The organism is Neisseria subflava (assembly GCF_024205705.1).
In the GTDB taxonomy this organism is placed as follows: Bacteria; Pseudomonadota; Gammaproteobacteria; order Burkholderiales; family Neisseriaceae; genus Neisseria; species Neisseria subflava_D.
The window spans coordinates 568963-590239 of the sequence record NZ_CP073115.1 but is presented as its reverse complement, the minus strand read 5'-3'; the positions used below and the strand labels follow the sequence as shown (position 1 = coordinate 590239).

The following is a 21277-nucleotide window of genomic DNA, read 5'->3' as shown; positions in this document are numbered from 1 at the left end:
AGTCTACCGAATGGTTTTATTCCACTCTGTAAACACTGTCACATACGCAGATAGGGCAACAGCCCATACCACATAAATGCTTACGACATATTAACTCAAATATCGTTTGATTTCAAATATTCTAAACAGTTAACCGTAACTTTCGGTACTTTTGTGCAAGAATAACAACAGGGTAAATATTTCCGATCCCAATACCAAGATGCACGAATACTCCATAAACACCGGCACATTACTACCCCAATGTTTGATCCCAACACCTGTTACCCCAATTCTGCCACCAAACCGACAGAAACAACAGGCATGTAAAAAGCCCCCGACATCAGTCGGGGCTTCGGAATGGTTGTTTGGCGGTGACCTACTTTCACATGGAAGAACCACACTATCATCGGCGCTGAGTCGTTTCACGGTCCTGTTCGGGATGGGAAGGCGTGGGACCAACTCGCTATGGCCGCCAAACTTAAACTGTTACAAATCGGTAAAGCCTTAATCGGTATAAATGGTGATGACTGAATCAGTCAGTAAGCTTTTATCTTTGAAGTTCTTCAAATGATAGAGTCAAGCCTCACGAGCAATTAGTATGGGTTAGCTTCACGCGTTACCGCGCTTCCACACCCCACCTATCAACGTCCTGGTCTCAAACGACTCTTTAGTGTGGTTAAACCACAAGGGAAGTCTCATCTTCAGGCGAGTTTCGCGCTTAGATGCTTTCAGCGCTTATCTCTTCCGAACTTAGCTACCCGGCTATGCAACTGGCGTTACAACCGGTACACCAGAGGTTCGTCCACTCCGGTCCTCTCGTACTAGGAGCAGCCCCCGTCAAACTTCCAACGCCCACTGCAGATAGGGACCAAACTGTCTCACGACGTTTTAAACCCAGCTCACGTACCACTTTAAATGGCGAACAGCCATACCCTTGGGACCGACTACAGCCCCAGGATGTGATGAGCCGACATCGAGGTGCCAAACTCCGCCGTCGATATGAACTCTTGGGCGGAATCAGCCTGTTATCCCCGGAGTACCTTTTATCCGTTGAGCGATGGCCCTTCCATACAGAACCACCGGATCACTATGTCCTGCTTTCGCACCTGCTCGACTTGTCGGTCTCGCAGTTAAGCTACCTTTTGCCATTGCACTATCAGTCCGATTTCCGACCGGACCTAGGTAACCTTCGAACTCCTCCGTTACTCTTTGGGAGGAGACCGCCCCAGTCAAACTGCCTACCATGCACGGTCCCCGACCCGGATTACGGGTCTGAGTTAGAACCTCAAAGACACCAGGGTGGTATTTCAAGGACGGCTCCACAGAGACTGGCGTCTCTGCTTCAAAGCCTCCCACCTATCCTACACAAGTGACTTCAAAGTCCAATGCAAAGCTACAGTAAAGGTTCACGGGGTCTTTCCGTCTAGCAGCGGGTAGATTGCATCTTCACAACCACTTCAACTTCGCTGAGTCTCAGGAGGAGACAGTGTGGCCATCGTTACGCCATTCGTGCGGGTCGGAACTTACCCGACAAGGAATTTCGCTACCTTAGGACCGTTATAGTTACGGCCGCCGTTTACTGGGGCTTCGATCCGATGCTTGCACATCTTCAATTAACCTTCCAGCACCGGGCAGGCGTCACACCCTATACGTCCACTTTCGTGTTAGCAGAGTGCTGTGTTTTTAATAAACAGTCGCAGCCACCTATTCTCTGCGACCCTCCAGGGCTTACGGAGCAAGTCCTTAACCTTAGAGGGCATACCTTCTCCCGAAGTTACGGTATCAATTTGCCGAGTTCCTTCTCCTGAGTTCTCTCAAGCGCCTTAGAATTCTCATCCTGCCCACCTGTGTCGGTTTGCGGTACGGTTCAATTCAAACTGAAGCTTAGTGGCTTTTCCTGGAAGCGTGGTATCGGTTACTTCATGTCCGTAGACACTCGTCATCACTTCTCGGTGTTAAGAAGACCCGGATTTGCCTAAGTCTTCCACCTACCGGCTTAAACAAGCTATTCCAACAGCTTGCTAACCTAACCTTCTCCGTCCCCACATCGCATTTGAATCAAGTACAGGAATATTAACCTGTTTCCCATCGACTACGCATTTCTGCCTCGCCTTAGGGGCCGACTCACCCTACGCCGATGAACGTTGCGTAGGAAACCTTGGGCTTTCGGCGAGCGGGCTTTTCACCCGCTTTATCGCTACTCATGTCAACATTCGCACTTCTGATACCTCCAGCACACTTTACAATGCACCTTCATTGGCCTACAGAACGCTCCCCTACCATGCCAGTAAACTGGCATCCGCAGCTTCGGTTATAGATTTGAGCCCCGTTACATCTTCCGCGCAGGACGACTCGACCAGTGAGCTATTACGCTTTCTTTAAATGATGGCTGCTTCTAAGCCAACATCCTGGCTGTCTGGGCCTTCCCACTTCGTTTACCACTTAATCTATCATTTGGGACCTTAGCTGGCGGTCTGGGTTGTTTCCCTCTTGACAACGGACGTTAGCACCCGCTGTCTGTCTCCCGAGGAACCACTTGATGGTATTCTTAGTTTGCCATGGGTTGGTAAGTTGCAATAACCCCTAGCCATAACAGTGCTTTACCCCCATCAGTGTCTTGCTCGAGGCACTACCTAAATAGTTTTCGGGGAGAACCAGCTATCTCCGAGTTTGTTTAGCCTTTCACCCCTATCCACAGCTCATCCCCGCATTTTGCAACATGCGTGGGTTCGGTCCTCCAGTACCTGTTACGGCACCTTCAACCTGGCCATGGATAGATCACTCGGTTTCGGGTCTACACCCAGCAACTGTTCGCCCTATTAAGACTCGGTTTCCCTACGCCTCCCCTATTCGGTTAAGCTCGCTACTGAATGTAAGTCGTTGACCCATTATACAAAAGGTACGCAGTCACACCACAAGGGTGCTCCCACTGTTTGTATGCATCAGGTTTCAGGTTCTATTTCACTCCCCTCCCGGGGTTCTTTTCGCCTTTCCCTCACGGTACTGGTTCACTATCGGTCGATGATGAGTATTTAGCCTTGGAGGATGGTCCCCCCATATTCAGACAGGATTTCACGTGTCCCGCCCTACTTTTCGTACGCTTAGTACCACTATTGAGATTTCGAATACGGGACTATCACCCACTATGGTCAAGCTTCCCAGCTTGTTCTTCTATCTCGACAGTTATCACGTACAGGCTCCTCCGCGTTCGCTCGCCACTACTTGCGGAATCTCGGTTGATTTCTTTTCCTCCGGGTACTTAGATGGTTCAGTTCTCCGGGTTCGCTTCGCTTATCCTATGTATTCAGATAAGGATACCTCCTAAGAGGTGGGTTTCCCCATTCGGACATCGCGGGATCATAGCTTTATTGCCAGCTCCCCCACGCTTTTCGCAGGCTTACACGTCCTTCGTCGCCTATCATCGCCAAGGCATCCACCTGATGCACTTATTCACTTGACTCTATCATTTCAAGAACCTCTTTGACTTCGTCTGCCTACCCGTTGACTAGGGAAGCAAACTTGAAATTCCTACTTTGATAAAGCTTACTGCTTTGTTGTGTCTTAATCCTGCCTTTTGTGTTTCAGGATTAAGTCGATACAATCATCACCCAAATACTGTGTTTGTTTTCTTTTCTCTTGCGAGAGATTTTTTATCCTTTGCAAAGAACAAAAAATCAAAACAAACTCATTGTCTTTGTTTGTTGATTTCGGCTTTCCAATTTGTTAAAGATCGATGCGTCGATATTTCACTTCGCAAATCAAAATAAGCTGCTAAGTATAGCAGGCTTCCTTTGATTTGTAAAGTTCTTGGTGGAGGCAAACGGGATCGAACCGATGACCCCCTGCTTGCAAAGCAGGTGCTCTACCAACTGAGCTATGCCCCCGTTCTTGGTGGGTCTGGGAGGACTTGAACCTCCGACCCCACGCTTATCAAGCGTGTGCTCTAACCAGCTGAGCTACAAACCCGGATTCTCTTCTTAAGCGAATCTTGTCTTCACTCAAGCTTTTCTCTTCCGCATCTTTTACAGTTTACCGATAAGTGTGAATGCATCAGACCTCTTCTTTCTCTAGAAAGGAGGTGATCCAGCCGCAGGTTCCCCTACGGCTACCTTGTTACGACTTCACCCCAGTCATGAAGCATACCGTGGTAAGCGGGCTCCTTGCGGTTACCCTACCTACTTCTGGTATCCCCCACTCCCATGGTGTGACGGGCGGTGTGTACAAGACCCGGGAACGTATTCACCGCAGTATGCTGACCTGCGATTACTAGCGATTCCGACTTCATGCACTCGAGTTGCAGAGTGCAATCCGGACTACGATCGGTTTTGTGAGATTGGCTCCACCTCGCGGTTTGGCTACCCTCTGTACCGACCATTGTATGACGTGTGAAGCCCTGGTCATAAGGGCCATGAGGACTTGACGTCATCCCCACCTTCCTCCGGCTTGTCACCGGCAGTCTCATTAGAGTGCCCAACTAAATGATGGCAACTAATGACAAGGGTTGCGCTCGTTGCGGGACTTAACCCAACATCTCACGACACGAGCTGACGACAGCCATGCAGCACCTGTGTTACGGTTCCCGAAGGCACTCCTCCGTCTCTGGAGGATTCCGTACATGTCAAGACCAGGTAAGGTTCTTCGCGTTGCATCGAATTAATCCACATCATCCACCGCTTGTGCGGGTCCCCGTCAATTCCTTTGAGTTTTAATCTTGCGACCGTACTCCCCAGGCGGTCAATTTCACGCGTTAGCTACGCTACTAAGCAATCAAGTTGCCCAACAGCTAATTGACATCGTTTAGGGCGTGGACTACCAGGGTATCTAATCCTGTTTGCTACCCACGCTTTCGAGCATGAACGTCAGTGTTATCCCAGGAGGCTGCCTTCGCCATCGGTATTCCTCCACATCTCTACGCATTTCACTGCTACACGTGGAATTCTACCTCCCTCTGACACACTCTAGTCACCCAGTTCAGAACGCAGTTCCCAGGTTGAGCCCGGGGATTTCACATCCTGCTTAAGTAACCGTCTGCGCTCGCTTTACGCCCAGTAATTCCGATTAACGCTCGCACCCTACGTATTACCGCGGCTGCTGGCACGTAGTTAGCCGGTGCTTATTCTTCAGGTACCGTCATCAGCTGTCGGTATTAGCAACAGCCTTTTCTTCCCTGACAAAAGTCCTTTACAACCCGAAGGCCTTCTTCAGACACGCGGCATGGCTGGATCAGGCTTGCGCCCATTGTCCAAAATTCCCCACTGCTGCCTCCCGTAGGAGTCTGGGCCGTGTCTCAGTCCCAGTGTGGCGGATCATCCTCTCAGACCCGCTACTGATCGTCGCCTTGGTAGGCCTTTACCCCACCAACTAGCTAATCAGATATCGGCCGCTCGAATAACGCAAGGCCCGAAGGTCCCCTGCTTTCCTCCTCAGAGAATATGCGGTATTAGCTAATCTTTCGATTAGTTATCCCCCATTACTCGGTACGTTCCGATATATTACTCACCCGTTCGCCACTCGCCACCCAAGAAGCAAGCTTCTCTGTGCTGCCGTCCGACTTGCATGTGTAAAGCATGCCGCCAGCGTTCAATCTGAGCCAGGATCAAACTCTTATGTTCAATCTCTAACTTATAACTTCTGGTCTGCTTCAAAGAAACCGACAGGACAATGTCTAAAACATCATCTTGTCTGTCTTTCAAACAGTGTGAGGCCTAATGCACTCACACTTATCGGTAATCTGTTTTTTAAAGAGCGAATCGAATTATACAGTACATTTAGCAAATGTCAACTAAAATTATCGAAAATTTTAACTAACTGTGTTATACTGTCTGCTTCGTTTTCTTCACCGCGTCAGCAGCGAAGAACCGAACTATACGCCTACCTACAAAACCAGTCAACACCCAATTTCAAAAAAATTAAAAATTTTTCACAACTATCTGTATTTAAATAATTTAAAATTTATTGGATTTTATCGTTCGATAGATAAAACAGATATCCTAAGATAAATAGTCCTGCGGCTTTGCTCTTAATTTGCCACATTCAGCATTCTTATCTCTATATTACTGGCGCTTATCTCTATATTACTGGCGCTTTAGCCCTATCTACTCTTACAATCTCTACTTTCTCCAATAAAACAATCATAAATTTAGAATAGTCCCTATTATGAGTAACGAAAAGATTCAACAAAAATTTGAACAAGCATATCACTCTTTTATCGAAGAGGAAAATTACGAGGAAGCGCTAAAACGTGCCGAGATTCTTTGCCTTCTCAATCCCCAATCTGTCGAATTTCATCATAAAGTTGCTTATGCCTATCTGAAGCAATTGAAATGGGAAAAAGCCATTGAGGCTGAAATGAAAACGCTAGAGCTGGATAGCACCTATATTCCTGCTTTGGATTTACTTGCCCATGCTTACGGCGCTCTAGATAATTGGGAAAAAACCGGGTTTTACGGTCATCAAGCTTTGGTTCTAAAAGATAAAACCATCCCAGACCTAGAACATGAAATCATTCCGACACCAGCTCCAAAAAACGGCAAACGGATTATCTCCTTTTCTTTATTTGGCAATAATTCCAAATATATTGAGCCTGCCGTCTTAAATACCCAGCTTGCTCCTGTACTTTTCCCCGGTTGGACATGTCGTTTTTATGTCGACGATTCTGTATCGGCTGAAGCTATTCAACGATTTAGAAATAACGGAGCAGAAGTAATTAGGGTTGGCGCACCGTTGGACAACTGGCCGGGTACGATGTGGCGCTTTCTTGCCATTAATGATCCCGAGGTTGAATACGTTATTTTCCGTGATGCAGATTCTATTATTTGCTATCGTGATGCTGCAGCCGTATCCGAATGGATAAAAAGTGGTACCCTATTCCACACTATTCGCGACTCAGGCTCGCATACTGCCCTGATTCTTGCGGGTATGTGGGGGGCTAAAGCGGGTGCAGTCCCAGATATACAGGAAAGAATTCAAAACTTTGTCGACGAGGGCTACCCTTCCAGACATTTTGCCGACCAAGATTTTCTAGAAAAAGAATTGTGGGCCTATATCCGTCAGAATCTGTTTGCACATGACAGATTATTTAATTTCTGTAATGCACACGAAATTCCCGGCGAGTTCTACTCTAATTATCAAATCGCTTTCAGCGAAGGGGTTACCAGCTTTAATGCAATGACTGATTATGAAGACGGCAGTCTGGCAAGATGGACGCTGTACTCCAGTGCTTCACCTTTGGTCAATCCGGACTACTCGCTCAATGTTGTTCCTGAATTTAAAGTCTGCAGTTATGTGACTGAAGTGAAAAACGGGGTGGTTTCAGCGTTCTTGCCGAAGAGATATGGCAATGCGATTAAAGCAAAACTGGCCAGAATCAACATCGAACAAATCTAATTTGATTTGATTCCTATATCTCTCATTTCATGAACCCATTATTTATGAGCAAACACATTCTCCTCGGCATTACCGGTGGTATTGCAGCGTATAAATCTTGCGAACTGGTCAGACTGCTGAAAAAGCAAGGACATTCTGTATCAGTGGTAATGACAGATTCTGCGACGGAATTTGTCTCCCCACTGACTTTCCAAGCTTTAACCGGCAATCCTGTTTTATCGTATACCTATTCAGGTGCTTCCAATAATGGCATGGCACACATCAACCTGACGCGCAAAGCCGACGCATTTCTTATTGCACCTGCGACTGCCAATACGATTGCCAAAATTGCCAACGGATTGGCCGATAACCTGTTGACTACTTTGGCCGCAGCCAGAAAATGTCCTTTGGCCGTTGCGCCTGCAATGAATGTCGAAATGTGGAACAACCCTGCCAACCTGCGCAATATTGAGCAACTGGCTTCAGACGGCATTACCGTGTTTTACCCAAACAATGGCGAACAGGCTTGCGGAGAAACAGGCACTGGCAGAATGGTCGAAGCGGTCGATCTGGCTGATTTGTTAGAAGATTTATGGACACCCAAGCTACTGAGCGGCAAAAAAGTTCTGATTACAGCCGGCGCAACGTTTGAAGCCATCGATCCTGTTCGCGGCATTACCAATATTTCCAGCGGACAAATGGGCATGGCTTTAGCACGTGCGTGCCGTGCTGCCGGAGCGAAAGTCACGCTGATTTACGGTCAAATTCAGACGGCCTTGCCAGCAGGCTTGGCTCATTCCGAACAGGCTGTCAGCGCAGAAGCCATGTATCAGGCAGTTCACCGCCATATCCATGAGCAGGATGTCTTTATTTCCGTTGCAGCCGTTGCAGACTATAAAGTCAAAAACAGCAGCAACGAGAAACTGAAGAAAAACGGCAATCAGCCCCCGATTATCGAACTGACGGAAAATCCAGACATTCTCGCATCCGTTGCCGCCCTGCCTTCTCGACCATTCTGCGTCGGCTTTGCTGCGGAAAGCCATCAGGTCTTGGAATTTGCTCGGACAAAACGTTTGCGCAAAAACGTACCGATGCTGGTAGCCAACCAAGTTTCCGTTTCCATGGGTAAGCCAACCAATCAAATCACCATTATTGATGACCTTGCCGAAACCTCATTTCCGGAAACATCGAAACGCCAAGCGGCAGATGAAATCGTCAAACGTCTGGCTGAATTATTGGCTTAATCAAACAAAAGGCCGTCTGAAAGTTTTTCAGACGGCCTTTATTCAAACACATTACATTACAAACCCAATTCGCGCAGGAAACGAATATCGTCTGCCCAACCGGATTTTACTTTCACCCAAATCTTCAAAAAAACTTTGGTATCAAACAATTTTTCCATATCAAGGCGGGCTTCAGTAGAAATTTTCTTCAATTTCTCCCCACCCTTGCCAATCAAAATTGCCTTTTGGCTGTCTTTATCGACCAACACCGCGATATAAATACGGAACAGTCCGCTTTCCTCTTCCTCAAACTGCTCCACTTCAACATTCATCGCATAGGGCAACTCTTCGCCCAAATAGCGGAACAATTTTTCGCGCACAATTTCCATCGCCAGGAATCGGCTGGATTTATCCGTCACCATATCTTCCGGATACATCGGGATACTTTCCGGCAGATACGGCTTGAGCAGTTCCAGCAGATTGGCAATACGCAGGCCATGTTTCGCGCTGACTGCCTCGCTGGCAGTAAATTCAAACTCTTGGCGTACTTCATTGATAAAAGCCTCAAGCGCAAATTTATCTTTGGCTTTATCTTTATCGATTTTATTGACCACCAATACCACAGGCGTATGCTTAGGCAACTGCTTCAACACCACGCGGTCGGCATCGGTAAAGCGCATGGCTTCCACCACAAAAACCACCACATCCACGCCGCTAAGCGCTTCGGTTACGTTTTGATTAAGACGGTCATTCAAGGCATTGCGATGATTGGTTTGAAAACCCGGCGTATCGACAAACACAAATTGCGCCGTGTCGTCGGTGTAAATACCTGTTACACGGTTGCGCGTGGTTTGTGCTTTTTTACTGGTAATACTGATTTTCTGACCGATTAAATGGTTCATCAGCGTGGATTTACCGACATTCGGTCGACCCACGATGGCCACAAAGCCGCAACGATAATCCGTCGGGTGTTGCGACTCGTTTTGCAAAAAGGTTTCGATATCCATTTATATATGACTTTCTTGATTGTTTCAGACGGCCTTTGCATTTTCTCAAAGGCCGTCTGAAATATTATTTTTTAGCTTTTTTCAAAGGGAACTTCTGTTCCAACCACTCTAAGGCTTCACATGCCGCTTTTTGCTCGGCCACTTTCCGACTGCTGCCGCGTGCATTGCAGATGAAACCGAGTTCGCCCAAATCACAGGAAATCACAAACATCGCATCAGCCGTCTGCTCCGCCTGCTCTTCGATTCGGTATTTCGGCAGAGCAAAGCGGCGTGCCTGCAAGGCTTCCTGCAAAGCGGTTTTACTGTCTTTCTTGCCGATATTCAAATCCGCACGTTTCACGCGTTCCGCAAACAAATGGCGAACCACTTTTTCCGCCGCAGAAAAATCCGCGTCAAAGCTGACCGCCGCAAACATCGCCTCCATTGCGTCGGCCAAAATCGAAGGCCGTCTGAAACCGCCGCTCTTCAACTCGCCGGCACCCAAATACAAACCGTCGCCGACATTCATTTCCAACGCGATTTCAGCCAATACACCTTCATTCACCAAAGCCGCTCGCATCCGCGACAACTCGCCTTCCGACAATTTCGGAAACGCGTCAAACAACATCCTCGCCACGGAATAGTTCAAAATCGAATCACCGACAAATTCAAAACGCTCATTGTGTTTGGCATTGTAGCTGCGGTGGGTCAAAGCCTGCCGAAGCAGTTCCATATTGCGGAACTCATAGCCCAGACGCTTTTGAATCGCTCGATGCGCCTGCTGTTTGAGCAAATCAGGTTTCATTCCATACTTTCAAAAAAACAGCCGGAAAGCACGCCTCATCCGCAGTGAAACAAAATAAAAAGGCTACACCGGCAACTTTTTTATTTTGGCTCATTGTTTCTTGCGTCCCTCAAGCCGATAAACAATCAAAAGCCGTCATATTCAAACCTGACGGCACTTGCCGACATTGTACCATCAAACCGCCCCTGCACACATCCGTGCGGAAAAGCGGCGAATCGTGTAAAATCATGCCAAATCATCTCTTTGTCAACTCCATGAACAAATTTGCCCAAGCATTGGCCGCAGCGCTCGACCGCTGCATCGTCACCAACACCGTCGCCGAACAAGGCGAGCCCGTCGGCTTCCTCTACCGCGAAGCCCCCGTATTTGAAAACGACAGCGGCTGGCGTATTTTCAGCGGCGACGAAACTGACGAATACACCGACAATCCCGACAATTTCAGCATTGTCAGCCTCTCTGCCATTACCGCAGATAATCCCGATATCGCGCCCCTGCTGACTCAGGCAGAAGGCAGCGCGTGGGAATTGAACGAAGACGGCGAGTTCCAAGCCGTTGCCGATTGGCAGCCGCAAGAATAACCCATTCCCATTTCGTTTCAGACGGCCTTCTTTATAACAAGGCCGTCTGAAACCGAGCCGAATCCCTATTTCACAAATATTGAAGGAATCATCATGAACATTATCGAACCACGCCTCGATGGCACCAACTTGCGCATCGGCATCGTTCAAGCTCGCTTCACCAACGAAATCGGCAGCGAAATGGTCAAAGTATGCTGCCGCACCCTAAAAGAATTGGGCGTATCCGAAGACAACATCACGCTTGCCACCGTTCCCGGCGCGCTTGAAGTGCCTATCGCGTTGATGAACCTCGCTTCATCCGAACAATTCGATGCCCTGATTGCTATCGGCGTTGTCATTCGTGGAGAAACCTACCACTTTGAATTGGTATCTAATGAGTCCGGCGCGGGTGTCAGCCGCGTTGCTCTCGACTACAACATCCCTATCGCCAACGCCATCCTGACGACTGAAAACGACGAACAAGCCGTTGCGCGTATCGAAGAAAAAGCCTCCGATGCCGCCAAAGTTGCCGTAGAATGTGCCAACTTGGTCAACCATCTTTTGTCAGAACAATACGAAGACGACGAAGAATAAGCTTCTCCCCGTATTGAATACCGCATATTTTCAGACGGCCTCTCAATCATGACATTGAGGCCGTCTGAATCATTCAATATTCAGCCGACAACCATCGGCATTCTCTTCACAAGGAATACCCATGAAAAGCCCACGCCGCCGCGCACGCGAGCTTGCCGTACAAGCTATTTATCAAGCAGGCATCAACAAAACCGCCGCTCCCGAAATTGCCAAAAACATCCACGAACTGTCCCAAACATCCAATATGGATGAAGAACTGTTCAACAAACTGTTTTTCGGCGCACAAACCCATGCCGAAGAATACATGGAAAAAATCAGCCCTCTGCTCGACCGCGACGAAAAAGACCTCAGCCCTATCGAACGCGCCGTTTTGCTGGTTGCCTGCCATGAGCTGAGCACCATGCCTGAAACCCCATACCCCGTCATCATCAATGAAGCCATCGAAGTTACCAAAACTTTCGGCGGCACCGATGGCCATAAATTCGTCAACGGCATCCTCGACCAACTGGCTTCCCGCATCCGCCCTGACGAACCGCGCCGCAAAGGCTAAGCTGGGCTTCACATCAGGTCGAGATTACCGATCTTTACCCTGTTTAGGCTAATGTGCTTATACAGCCAAACCATCCAAAAGGCCGTCTAAAATTCAGACGGCCTTTTATATTTCGATTTATTCCGATTTTGGTATTTCATAACCGGGACAGTTTTGCTTGTCGCTGCTTGCCCAGATGATACCGCTGTCGTTGTAATAAACGGTACAAGTTTCATCGGCATTGGTTTCTCTATTGGGTACAGCCTTCAAAATATAACCTGAATCGGAAGGATCAGGCATAGAATCCGTACCTTCGGAAAAACTAATATTGAAATATTGATTCTGCTGCAAATTTTCGGTAGGAAACCCTACAAAAGTACTTTTTTGAGTATAGTAGCGTTCAAGTTGTTGGGCATTATGCAGCATCTGTGTGCGGACGGATGCGAGACGCGTTTGGCGGATGTAGTTTTGATAAGACGGATAGGCGATGGTAGCGAGAATGGCTGCAATCAAAACGACTATCAGCAGCTCGATAAGCGTGAAGCCTTGTTGGTGTTTCATTTTATTTGTGTCGTTAATAATTGGAATAAGACATGAATATTATAGTCGTTTTCTTGCGGCTTAAATGTTCAGATTCGGAGGGAGTTTGGGAATTTATGTAAACGAGGTACAAGTTCTGAAAAATATCTTCATCCTTTTATTTTTTATTTCAATAAGTTAAACTTCAATTTAAGTTGACCGTCTCCTGGTTGGTCTTGGTCTTTACAGTAAAATCCAGTTGTTTTTTTGTTTCTATCAATACATTGGTTGCTTGTCTGCGACGTTATTTTATTGAATTGGTTCCTTTTATATGTCTAAAGTTTTCAAGTGGGCGGCCGGTACGGCTGTTATCGTGGCTGCGGCTTTCGGCGGCTGGTCTTTGATGAAGCCTGAGCCTCAGTCTTCTTTTATTACGGAAGTGGTCAAACTCGGCGATATCCGTCAAACCGTATCGGCAACCGGCGAAATCTCGCCTTCCAATTTGGTATCCGTAGGCGCGGAAGCTTCAGGCCAGATTAAAAAACTGTATGTGAAACTGGGCCAACAAGTAAAAAAAGGCGATCTGATTGCAGAAATCGACTCAACCAATCAGCTCAACACCTTAAATACCGAAAAATCCAAACTAGAAACTTATCAGGCAAAATTGGTTTCTGCCGAAATCGCACTTTCCAGCGCGGAGAAAAAATATAAGCGCGAACTTGCCTTATGGAAAGAACAGGCCACTTCCAAAGAAGATTTGGAATCTGCACAAGACTCTTTAGCCGCAGCCAAAGCCAATGTCGCCGAACTGAAGGCCTCCATCAAACAATCCAAAATCTCCATCAATACAGCCGAATCCGAACTGGGCCACACGCGGATTACCGCCACCATGGACGGCACCGTAGTCGCCATTCCTGTTGAAGAAGGCCAATCCGTCAATGCGGCGCAATCTACGCCGACCATTATCCAACTGGCCAATCTGGAAACCATGTTAAACAAAATGCAGATTGCCGAAGGCGATATTACGAAAGTCAAAGCCGGTCAGGATATTTCGTTCACCATTTTGTCCGAACCGGACACGCCGATTAAAGCGAAATTGGACAGCGTCGACCCCGGCCTGACCACCATGTCTTTGGGCAGCTACACCAGCAGCACGGACACGACTTCCAATGCAATTTACTACTATGCCCGCGCCTTGGTGCCAAATTCCGACGGCAAACTTTCCATCGGCATGACCACTCAAAACACGATTGAAATCAACGGCGTGAAGAATGTTTTGCTGGTACCGACGCTGACTGTGAAAAAGCATAACGGCAAATCCTATGTCAGCATTTTGGGCGCAGACAATAAAGCGGTAGAACGCGAAGTGACCGTCGGTTTGAAAGACAGCATGAATACCGAAATCAAAAGCGGCTTGAAAGAAGGCGAAAAAGTGATCGTTTCTGAAATGAGCGCAGATGAAAAGAATAAGAGCAGTGAACGCGCGATGATGGGTGGCGGCCCTCCTCGCTGATTGATTAAGGTCGTCTGAAAGGTTTGGCTGTGTTTCAGACGGCCTTAGTTCCTGTATTTCTATTTTTCGCCCGGAAAGATTATGAGTTTAATCGAATGTAAGAATATCAACCGTTTTTTCGGTAGCGGTGAAAACCGTGTACACGTATTGAAAGATGTCAGCCTTTCTATTGAGAAAGGCGACTTTGTAGCGATTATCGGACAGTCCGGCTCAGGCAAATCGACGCTGATGAATATTTTGGGTTGTCTGGATACCGCCACTTCCGGCTCTTATCAAATCGACGGCATCGAAACATCGCAAATGCAGCCGGATGAGCTGGCGGCTTTGCGCCGTGAGCGTTTCGGCTTTATTTTCCAGCGTTACAACCTGTTAAGCTCGCTGACCGCCCGGGACAACGTCGCCCTGCCTGCCGTGTATATGGGCATGGACAGCAAAGAGCGTGCGGAACGTGCGGAAAAACTGTTGGGCGATTTGGGTTTGCAAAATAAAGAAGGCAACAAACCCAGCGAACTTTCCGGCGGTCAGCAACAACGCGTTTCGATTGCCCGCGCATTGATGAACGGCGGCGAAATCATCTTTGCCGACGAGCCGACCGGCGCATTGGATACCGCCAGCGGTAAAAACGTGATGGAAATCATCCATAAGCTGCACGAAGACGGGCATACCGTGATTATGGTCACCCACGATCCGGGCATTGCGGCAAATGCAAACCGCGTCATCGAAATCCGCGACGGTCAGATTATTTCGGATACGTCTAAAAATCCCGATATCCCGCCAAGCAAAGTAGAACGGATTAAAGAAAAAGCTTCTTGGTCGTTTTATTACGATCAATTTATGGAAGCATTCAAAATGTCGGTGCAGGCGATTATGGCGCACAAGATGCGTTCACTGCTGACCATGCTGGGGATTATCATCGGTATCGCTTCGGTGGTATCAGTAGTGGCATTGGGTAATGGCTCGCAACAAAAAATCTTGGAAGACATCAACTCGATGGGCACAAACACCATCAGTATCTTCCCCGGCCGTGGTTTTGGCGACCGCCGCAGCGGACGGATCAAAACGCTGACGATTAATGACGCAAAAGCCATCAGCCAACAAAGCTACGTCGCCTCTGCTACCCCTCAAACCAACTCCAACGGCACCTTGACCTACCGCAACACCGACCTGACCGCCTCGCTTTACGGCGTAGGCGAACAATATTTCGACGTGCGTGGTTTGAAATTGGAAGAAGGCCGTCTGTTTGATGATGACGATGTAAAAACCGATGCCCAAGTCGTCGTCATCGACCTAAACACCAAAACCAAACTCTTTGGCGAAGGCGTTAATCCTTTAGGCAAAACCATCCTTTTCAAAAAACGCCCGCTAACCGTCATCGGCATTATGAAAAAGGATGACAACTCGTTCGGCAATTCTGACTCGCTGATGCTTTGGTCGCCGTATACAACGGTCATGCACCAAATTACCGGCGAGAGCCATACCAACTCCATCGTTGTCAAAATCAAAGACGATGCCAACACGCAAGTTGCCGAGAAAAGCCTGACCGAGCTGCTGAAAGCACGCCACGGTACAGAAGACTTCTTTATGAACAACAGCGACAGCATCAAAGAAATGGTTGAAAGCACGACCGGTACCATGACGCTGCTGATTTCTTCCATCGCGGTCATCTCTTTGGTGGTCGGCGGTATCGGCGTGATGAACATCATGCTGGTTTCCGTTACCGAGCGCACCAAAGAAATTGGCGTCCGCATGGCAATCGGCGCACGTCGCAACAATATTTTGCAACAGTTCCTGATTGAGGCCGTCTTAATCTGTATCATCGGCGGTCTGTCAGGCGTATTGTTGTCCGCAAGCATCAGCCTGGTGTTCAACTACTTTGTCACCAACTTCCCGATGAGCATTTCCATGACTTCCGTCATCGGCGCAGTTGTCTGCTCCACCGCCATCGGTGTCGCGTTCGGCTTTATGCCTGCCAACAAGGCTTCCAAGCTCAACCCGATTGATGCGCTGGCTCAGGATTGATTATGTTTCAGACGGCCTATTATTTTAGGGCCGTCTGAAATGCTGTTACCCGAAAGTTTTTTTATGAAGACGAAACCTTTTTCCCAAGCTGCCTTATCATTGGCTGTTGCCCTTGCCCTAAGTGCGTGCGCCGCACCTAAAGCCAATCCGAACCTGACGCTGGAAGCGACCGGCCAAGTCATGAGCGCGGCTGAAACTGCCGAACGCTACGATGTCAACGGCAACTGGTGGGAAATCTACCAAAGCCAGCAGCTTAATGCGCTGATGGAGCAGGCGCTGGCGAACAATGTCGATTTGAAACAGGCGGCCATCAGCGTCAACAAAGCTTTGTATCAAGCCAATATTTTGGGTGCGGATTTGGTGCCTTCGTTCAGCGGCTTGTTGGGCGCGAATGCTTCTAAAAACCTGAAAACCGGCAGCCATGGCAATACCTTCAGCAGCCAGCTTGGTTTGAGCTACGAATTGGATTTGTGGCGCAAACTCAGTGCCACCGCCGATGCTCAGGTATGGGAATATCAAGCCACGCATGAAGACATGGCCAATACACGCCTAACTTTGATTAATAATGTTGCCGATGCGTATTTCAATATCGCCTATCTGAACGAAGCGATTGAGTTAGCAAAAAAATCGCTGAAGCAATATCAGGAAATCAACCGCATCGCGAATGCCAAGTTCCGCTACGGCAGGGCCGACTCCAGTCAGCCGACCCAAGCCAAACAGTCATTGCTGAGTGCGGAAAACAGCCTGTTGTCTTTGCAAAACAATTTGGATACGCAAAAACAGGTTTTGCGTAATTTGTTGAATTTAAGGCCGTCTGAAAATATGGCCGCCGATCCGGCACAGTTCCGCCTGTTGCCGGTCAAAGGCGTGAACTTGGACGTACCGATTACCGTTTTGGCCAACCGCCCCGACCTGCGCGCCGCCGAATACCGCCTGCAAGCGTCACAACAATCAGTCAACGCGCAAAAACGCAGTTGGTATCCGTCGATTACTTTGGGTGCAAGTCTGAGTACGTCGTCCGACAAAGCAAAAAGCACGTTCAATATCCCTATGTTAGGCGGATCGGCCACCATCAATCTGCCTTTCCTTAATTGGCAGACCATGAAATGGAAAGACAAAACCGTACAAGCGGAGATGGACAGTGCCAAGCTGAATTTTGAAAAAGCCCTGACCACCGCGCTCAACGAGGTCAACACCAACTACCTTGCCTACAAAAACGCGCAGGCCAGCCTTGCCAATCAGGAACAACGTTATCAGTTGGACAAGAAAAACAGCCATTACTATCAAGTACGCTACCAACACGGTAAAAACGAACTGAAAGACTGGCTGGAGGCTTTGAATTCGGAATACAGCTCAGCTCAAAACCTGCTGAACCAACGCTATGAAGCCTTGAAATACGAAAATATGGTGTATAAAGCCATGGCGGGACGTTATACGCCGAAATAGCATTTTCGGACGGCCTTTGGTTAATTTCCGTCAAAGGCTGTCTGAAAAACATTCAAGCAACTGAATTTTCATATATAATCGCGCGTTTATTTGATTTTATCCGGACAACATTATGGCCTTCGCCTCTCTCTTTACGCTTTTAGACGACATTACCGCCGTTTTGGACGACGTAGCGATGATGACCAAAGTCGCCGCCAAAAAAACCGCCGGCGTGGTCGGTGACGATTTGGCGCTCAACGCCAATCAGGTAACCGGCGTATCCGCCGAGCGCGAATTGCCGATTATTTGGGCGGTGGCAAAAGGCTCTCTGGTCAATAAGCTGATTCTGGTGCCGCTTGCACTGTTGCTTTCCGCTTTCCTGCCAGCGCTGATTACGCCCTTGCTGATGATAGGCGGTGTGTATTTGTGTTTTGAAGGCGTGGAAAAACTGTTGCACAAATTTCTACACCGCAATGAACACGAAGACGGACACGATGCCGAGCCTGAAGTCACAGACGAAAAAACAAAAGTGAAAGGCGCGGTCCGTACAGATTTCATCCTCTCAGCTGAAATCATCATTATTGCGCTGGGCGTTGTTGAAAAATATGACCTGATGACGCGTTCTTTGGTTATGGCCGCCATCGGTGTCGGCATGACGGCATTGGTCTATGGTTTGGTCGGCATTATCGTCAAACTTGACGACCTCGGTATGATGTTGATGCGCCAAAAAAGCGCCGCCGTACAAGGTATCGGACGCGGTTTGATTTCATTTATGCCTTGGTTTATGCGCGGCTTGAGTATTGTCGGCACGCTGGCGATGTTCTTGGTTGGCGGCGGACTGATCGCCCATAACCTTGGCTTTTTGCACGATTTCCTCCACGCGCAACATTGGGACAGCGGCATGATGGAACATATCGCCAACTTGGTGGTCGGAGTAGCCGCCGGTGCCTTAGCTTGCGCAATCGTCCTGCCTGCAATGAAATTATTTCAAAAAGACTGATTTTGTTTCCCTGCCGTCTGAAAACTTTTCAGACGGCCTCAATACCATTTAAAGCATGAATATTTTCCGTAAACTCGAACAATATTGGCAACATCCGCTGCTTTACTGGCCGCTGGTCATCTTGATTGCCGCCGCGACACCGTTCACTTTCGCCCCCTATTATCATTTCTGGCTGATGCCGCTGTTGTTTGGCGCGCTGATACGCCTGATTGAATTGCGTCCGCGCTTTGCCGTCATGACTGCCTATCTGTTCGGATTAATCGGTTATACGGCGCAGTTTTATTGGATACACACTGCCTTGCATGATGTTTCGGGCTTGCCGGATTCATACGCCATCCCTCTCACCTTCCTGCTGCCGGCGTTTCTCGCGCTTTATCCGGCCATCTGTTTTTGGGTGTGGAGAAAATGCAACCTGTCGCGCTGGGCCAAAACCGGCCTCCTGCTGCCGATTTTGTGGACGCTGGCAGAATTTGCCCGCGAACGTTTCCTGACAGGATTCGGCTGGGGTGCAATCGGCTACTCCCAAATCATCAAAGACAGCCCGTTGGCAGGCTTCGCGCCTTTGGGCGGCATTCATATGGTCACGCTGGCAACCGCTTTCCTCAGCGCATGGCTGGTATTGCTGATTGACAACCATGGCCGTCTGAAACACCGCCTGCTGCCCTTATTCCTTATCGTTGCGCTCTGCTCCGTCGGCTACATTTCCCAACAAACCGAGTACACCCGCCCTGACGGCAGCACCAGCACGGTTGCCCTGATTCAAGGCAATATCGAGCAAAATCTGAAATGGAAGGAAGAGCAAATCATCCCAACCATTCAGAAATACTACGAACAAATCAGCAAAACCAGTGCCGACATCGTCATCCTGCCCGAGACCGCCCTGCCGCTGATGCGCCAAGACCTGCCCGAAGGCATCTTGGAACAATTCGCCGAACAAGCTCAAAGCAACGGCAGCGCGTTGGCCATCGGCATCAGCCAATATACGCCCGACGGCAACGGCTACGAAAATGCAGTCATCAATTTGAGCGACTATCACAACAGCACTTCCGATGTCATCCCCTACTACGCCAAGAACCATCTCGTTCCATTTGGTGAATACAAACCCTTGCCCGCCATTACCGAGCGTCTCTATAAAATGATGGATATGCCTTTGGCCGACTTTCAAAAAGGCGGCGACAACCAAGCGCCTTTGGTGATGAAAGATCAAAAAGTCGCCTTCAATATCTGCTATGAAGACGGTTTCGGCGACGAACTCATTGCAACGGCGAAACGCTCCACCCTGCTCGCCAACATCAGCAATATGGCGTGGTACGGCAAATCGAATGCCATGTATCAGCAGCTTCAACAATCCCAAGCGCGTGCAATGGAACTGGGTCGCTACATGGTTCGCGCCACCAATACCGGTGCGACCGCCATTATTTCCCCTAAAGGTACGATTGTTGCCGAAGCCCAACCGGATACAGAAACCGTCCTCGAAGGCCACGTCAAAGGCTACATCGGTGAAACGCCTTATATGAAAGCAGGCGGCTCAACATGGCTTATCAGCATTTTGGCCGTTATCGGCGTATTCCTTATCCTAATTGGCCGGAAGAAACCAGAATGAAAAAATTTTAAGACCTTGTTATACAAGGTCTTTTTTATTACCAAAACTATTTACATACAGAAATGTTTGTAATATACTTATCCAAAACCTAGTAAATCACTCAAATTTTCTAAGACAATCAAACCTTGAGATTCAAACAGTAAAAACTATTGAATCTATCGTTAATTTACAGAAAAAATCCAACCCATAACAAAATAAACCACAGGCAGTGTTATACTGCTTGTCACACAAATAAACAAAAGCCGTTTTCAGACGGCCTAATTAAGGAGAGCATCCTTTATGAATAAAGCTTTTGCATTACCCGTTATCCACAGCGGCAACGGTAGCCTCGAGCAATACATTCATACTGTCAACAGCATTCCAATGCTTACCGCAGAAGAAGAAACACAACTGGCCGAACGTCAACAAAAAGGCGATCTCAACGCCGCCAAACAGCTTATTCTGTCTCATCTTCGCGTCGTCGTATCCATCGCACGCGGCTACGACGGCTACGGCCTCAACCAAGCTGACCTAATTCAAGAAGGTAATATCGGCCTGATGAAAGCCGTCAAACGCTACGAACCAAGCCGTGGCGCGCGCTTGTTTTCGTTTGCCGTGCATTGGATTAAAGCAGAAATCCACGAATTCATTTTGCGTAACTGGCGTTTAGTCCGCGTTGCCACAACCAAACCGCAACGCAAACTGTTCTTCAATCTGCGCAGCATGCGTAAAAACCTGAATGCCTTGTCTCCAAAAGAAGCGCAAGAAATCGCCGATGATTTGGGCGTCAAATTGTCCGAAGTCTTGGAAATGGAACAACGCATGACCGGTCACGATATCGGCATCATGGCAGAAAACAATGATGACGAAGACAACTTCGCCCCTATTGACTGGTTGGCCGATCACGATGCAGAGCCTAGCCGCCAGTTGTCCAAACAGGCTCACTACGCCCTGCAAACCGAAGGTCTGCAAAATGCCTTGGCGCAATTGGACGACCGCAGCCGCCGCATCGTTGAAAGCCGCTGGTTACAAGACGACGGCGGTTTGACCCTGCACGAATTGGCAGCAGAATACGGCGTATCTGCCGAACGCATCCGCCAAATCGAAGCCAAAGCCATGCAAAAACTGCGCGGTTTCTTGGCAGAAGAAGCTGAAGCCGTTTAAGCCTTTCTTGATAAAAA

At 48.4% G+C, this 21277-nt stretch carries 14 protein-coding genes, 2 tRNA genes and 3 rRNA genes; 11 read left to right on the top strand and 8 right to left on the bottom strand.

Annotation, left to right across the window (positions count from 1 at the left end; genetic code table 11):
- Positions 1-342: 342 nt before the first annotated feature.
- The 5 genes from rrf to KCG54_RS02895 all read right to left on the bottom strand — a co-directional run bounded on the left by rrf (position 343) and on the right by KCG54_RS02895 (position 5591).
- Positions 343-456, bottom strand: a 5S ribosomal RNA gene (gene rrf / locus KCG54_RS02915).
- Positions 457-551: 95 nt separating this feature from the next.
- Positions 552-3439, bottom strand: a 23S ribosomal RNA gene (locus tag KCG54_RS02910).
- 348 nt (positions 3440-3787) lie between these two features.
- Positions 3788-3863 (bottom strand) — tRNA-Ala (locus KCG54_RS02905).
- Between the two features lie 5 nt (positions 3864-3868).
- Positions 3869-3945: transfer RNA gene (locus tag KCG54_RS02900), tRNA-Ile, on the bottom strand.
- A gap of 105 nt (positions 3946-4050) precedes the next feature.
- A 16S ribosomal RNA gene (locus KCG54_RS02895) occupies positions 4051-5591 on the bottom strand.
- Together the 16S, 23S and 5S rRNA genes with 2 tRNA genes alongside form the textbook arrangement of a ribosomal RNA operon.
- A gap of 544 nt (positions 5592-6135) precedes the next feature.
- Here KCG54_RS02895 and KCG54_RS02890 point away from each other — a divergent pair.
- Positions 6136-7365: a tetratricopeptide repeat protein gene (locus KCG54_RS02890; RefSeq protein WP_254324589.1), complete on the top strand. Its 1230-nt coding sequence runs from the start codon at positions 6136-6138 to the stop codon at positions 7363-7365.
- A gap of 44 nt (positions 7366-7409) precedes the next feature.
- On the top strand, positions 7410-8588 hold the full coding sequence (coaBC, locus tag KCG54_RS02885; RefSeq protein ID WP_254324588.1) for a bifunctional phosphopantothenoylcysteine decarboxylase/phosphopantothenate--cysteine ligase CoaBC: 1179 nt from the start codon (positions 7410-7412) through the stop codon (positions 8586-8588).
- Positions 8589-8644: 56 nt separating this feature from the next.
- Here the strand turns inward: coaBC and era are convergent, their stop codons facing one another.
- On the bottom strand, positions 8645-9574 hold the full coding sequence (gene era, locus KCG54_RS02880) for a GTPase Era (protein ID WP_003679342.1): 930 nt from the start codon (positions 9572-9574) through the stop codon (positions 8645-8647).
- A 64-nt stretch (positions 9575-9638) separates the two neighbouring features.
- Entirely contained in the window at positions 9639-10358 is a 720-nt protein-coding gene (gene rnc, locus KCG54_RS02875; protein ID WP_070646320.1) for a ribonuclease III, read from the bottom strand.
- Between the two features lie 254 nt (positions 10359-10612).
- On the opposite strand from rnc, the gene KCG54_RS02870 reads away from it, so the two are divergent.
- The 3 genes from KCG54_RS02870 (at position 10613) to nusB (ending at position 12059) form a co-directional block, all read left to right on the top strand.
- Positions 10613-10936, top strand: coding sequence for a DUF2185 domain-containing protein (locus tag KCG54_RS02870; RefSeq protein ID WP_003748560.1), 324 nt, complete (start codon positions 10613-10615; stop codon positions 10934-10936).
- A gap of 93 nt (positions 10937-11029) precedes the next feature.
- Entirely contained in the window at positions 11030-11509 is a 480-nt protein-coding gene (gene ribH, locus KCG54_RS02865; protein ID WP_036493252.1) for a 6,7-dimethyl-8-ribityllumazine synthase, read from the top strand.
- Positions 11510-11630: 121 nt separating this feature from the next.
- Positions 11631-12059, top strand: coding sequence for a transcription antitermination factor NusB (gene nusB / locus KCG54_RS02860; protein WP_049350952.1), 429 nt, complete (start codon positions 11631-11633; stop codon positions 12057-12059).
- A gap of 117 nt (positions 12060-12176) precedes the next feature.
- Here the strand turns inward: nusB and KCG54_RS02855 are convergent, their stop codons facing one another.
- On the bottom strand, positions 12177-12599 hold the full coding sequence (locus KCG54_RS02855; protein ID WP_254324587.1) for a type IV pilin protein: 423 nt from the start codon (positions 12597-12599) through the stop codon (positions 12177-12179).
- Between the two features lie 289 nt (positions 12600-12888).
- Between KCG54_RS02855 and KCG54_RS02850 the strand changes: the two genes are divergently transcribed.
- From KCG54_RS02850 to rpoH, 6 genes are all read left to right on the top strand, one after another.
- Entirely contained in the window at positions 12889-14070 is a 1182-nt protein-coding gene (locus KCG54_RS02850) for an efflux RND transporter periplasmic adaptor subunit (RefSeq protein ID WP_004519696.1), read from the top strand.
- An 81-nt stretch (positions 14071-14151) separates the two neighbouring features.
- Positions 14152-16089, top strand: coding sequence for a MacB family efflux pump subunit (locus KCG54_RS02845; protein ID WP_254324586.1), 1938 nt, complete (start codon positions 14152-14154; stop codon positions 16087-16089).
- A 63-nt stretch (positions 16090-16152) separates the two neighbouring features.
- Positions 16153-17535, top strand: coding sequence for a TolC family protein (locus KCG54_RS02840; RefSeq protein ID WP_254324585.1), 1383 nt, complete (start codon positions 16153-16155; stop codon positions 17533-17535).
- 112 nt (positions 17536-17647) lie between these two features.
- Positions 17648-18514 carry a DUF808 domain-containing protein gene (locus KCG54_RS02835; RefSeq protein WP_070646300.1) on the top strand — a complete coding sequence of 289 codons (867 nt, stop codon included), beginning with the start codon at positions 17648-17650 and terminating at the stop codon, positions 18512-18514.
- A gap of 55 nt (positions 18515-18569) precedes the next feature.
- Positions 18570-20117, top strand: a complete 1548-nt coding sequence (gene lnt / locus KCG54_RS02830; protein ID WP_070826613.1) for an apolipoprotein N-acyltransferase — start codon at positions 18570-18572, stop codon at positions 20115-20117.
- A 279-nt stretch (positions 20118-20396) separates the two neighbouring features.
- Positions 20397-21260, top strand: coding sequence for an RNA polymerase sigma factor RpoH (gene rpoH / locus KCG54_RS02825; RefSeq protein ID WP_004519690.1), 864 nt, complete (start codon positions 20397-20399; stop codon positions 21258-21260).
- Positions 21261-21277: the final 17 nt, after the last annotated feature.

Excerpts from the sequence above, each read along its gene's own strand:
- KCG54_RS02840 (WP_254324585.1), top strand. The coding sequence starts at position 16,153 with ATGAAGACGAAACCTTTTTCCCAAGCTGCCTTATCATTGGCTGTTGCC.
- rnc (WP_070646320.1), bottom strand. The coding sequence starts at position 10,358 with ATGAAACCTGATTTGCTCAAACAGCAGGCGCATCGAGCGATTCAAAAG.
- KCG54_RS02890 (WP_254324589.1), top strand. The coding sequence starts at position 6,136 with ATGAGTAACGAAAAGATTCAACAAAAATTTGAACAAGCATATCACTCT.
- era (WP_003679342.1), bottom strand. The coding sequence starts at position 9,574 with ATGGATATCGAAACCTTTTTGCAAAACGAGTCGCAACACCCGACGGAT.
- KCG54_RS02855 (WP_254324587.1), bottom strand. The coding sequence starts at position 12,599 with ATGAAACACCAACAAGGCTTCACGCTTATCGAGCTGCTGATAGTCGTT.
- ribH (WP_036493252.1), top strand. The coding sequence starts at position 11,030 with ATGAACATTATCGAACCACGCCTCGATGGCACCAACTTGCGCATCGGC.
- nusB (WP_049350952.1), top strand. The coding sequence starts at position 11,631 with ATGAAAAGCCCACGCCGCCGCGCACGCGAGCTTGCCGTACAAGCTATT.
- lnt (WP_070826613.1), top strand. The coding sequence starts at position 18,570 with ATGAATATTTTCCGTAAACTCGAACAATATTGGCAACATCCGCTGCTT.
- coaBC (WP_254324588.1), top strand. The coding sequence starts at position 7,410 with ATGAGCAAACACATTCTCCTCGGCATTACCGGTGGTATTGCAGCGTAT.
- KCG54_RS02870 (WP_003748560.1), top strand. The coding sequence starts at position 10,613 with ATGAACAAATTTGCCCAAGCATTGGCCGCAGCGCTCGACCGCTGCATC.
- KCG54_RS02845 (WP_254324586.1), top strand. The coding sequence starts at position 14,152 with ATGAGTTTAATCGAATGTAAGAATATCAACCGTTTTTTCGGTAGCGGT.
- KCG54_RS02850 (WP_004519696.1), top strand. The coding sequence starts at position 12,889 with ATGTCTAAAGTTTTCAAGTGGGCGGCCGGTACGGCTGTTATCGTGGCT.
- rpoH (WP_004519690.1), top strand. The coding sequence starts at position 20,397 with ATGAATAAAGCTTTTGCATTACCCGTTATCCACAGCGGCAACGGTAGC.
- KCG54_RS02835 (WP_070646300.1), top strand. The coding sequence starts at position 17,648 with ATGGCCTTCGCCTCTCTCTTTACGCTTTTAGACGACATTACCGCCGTT.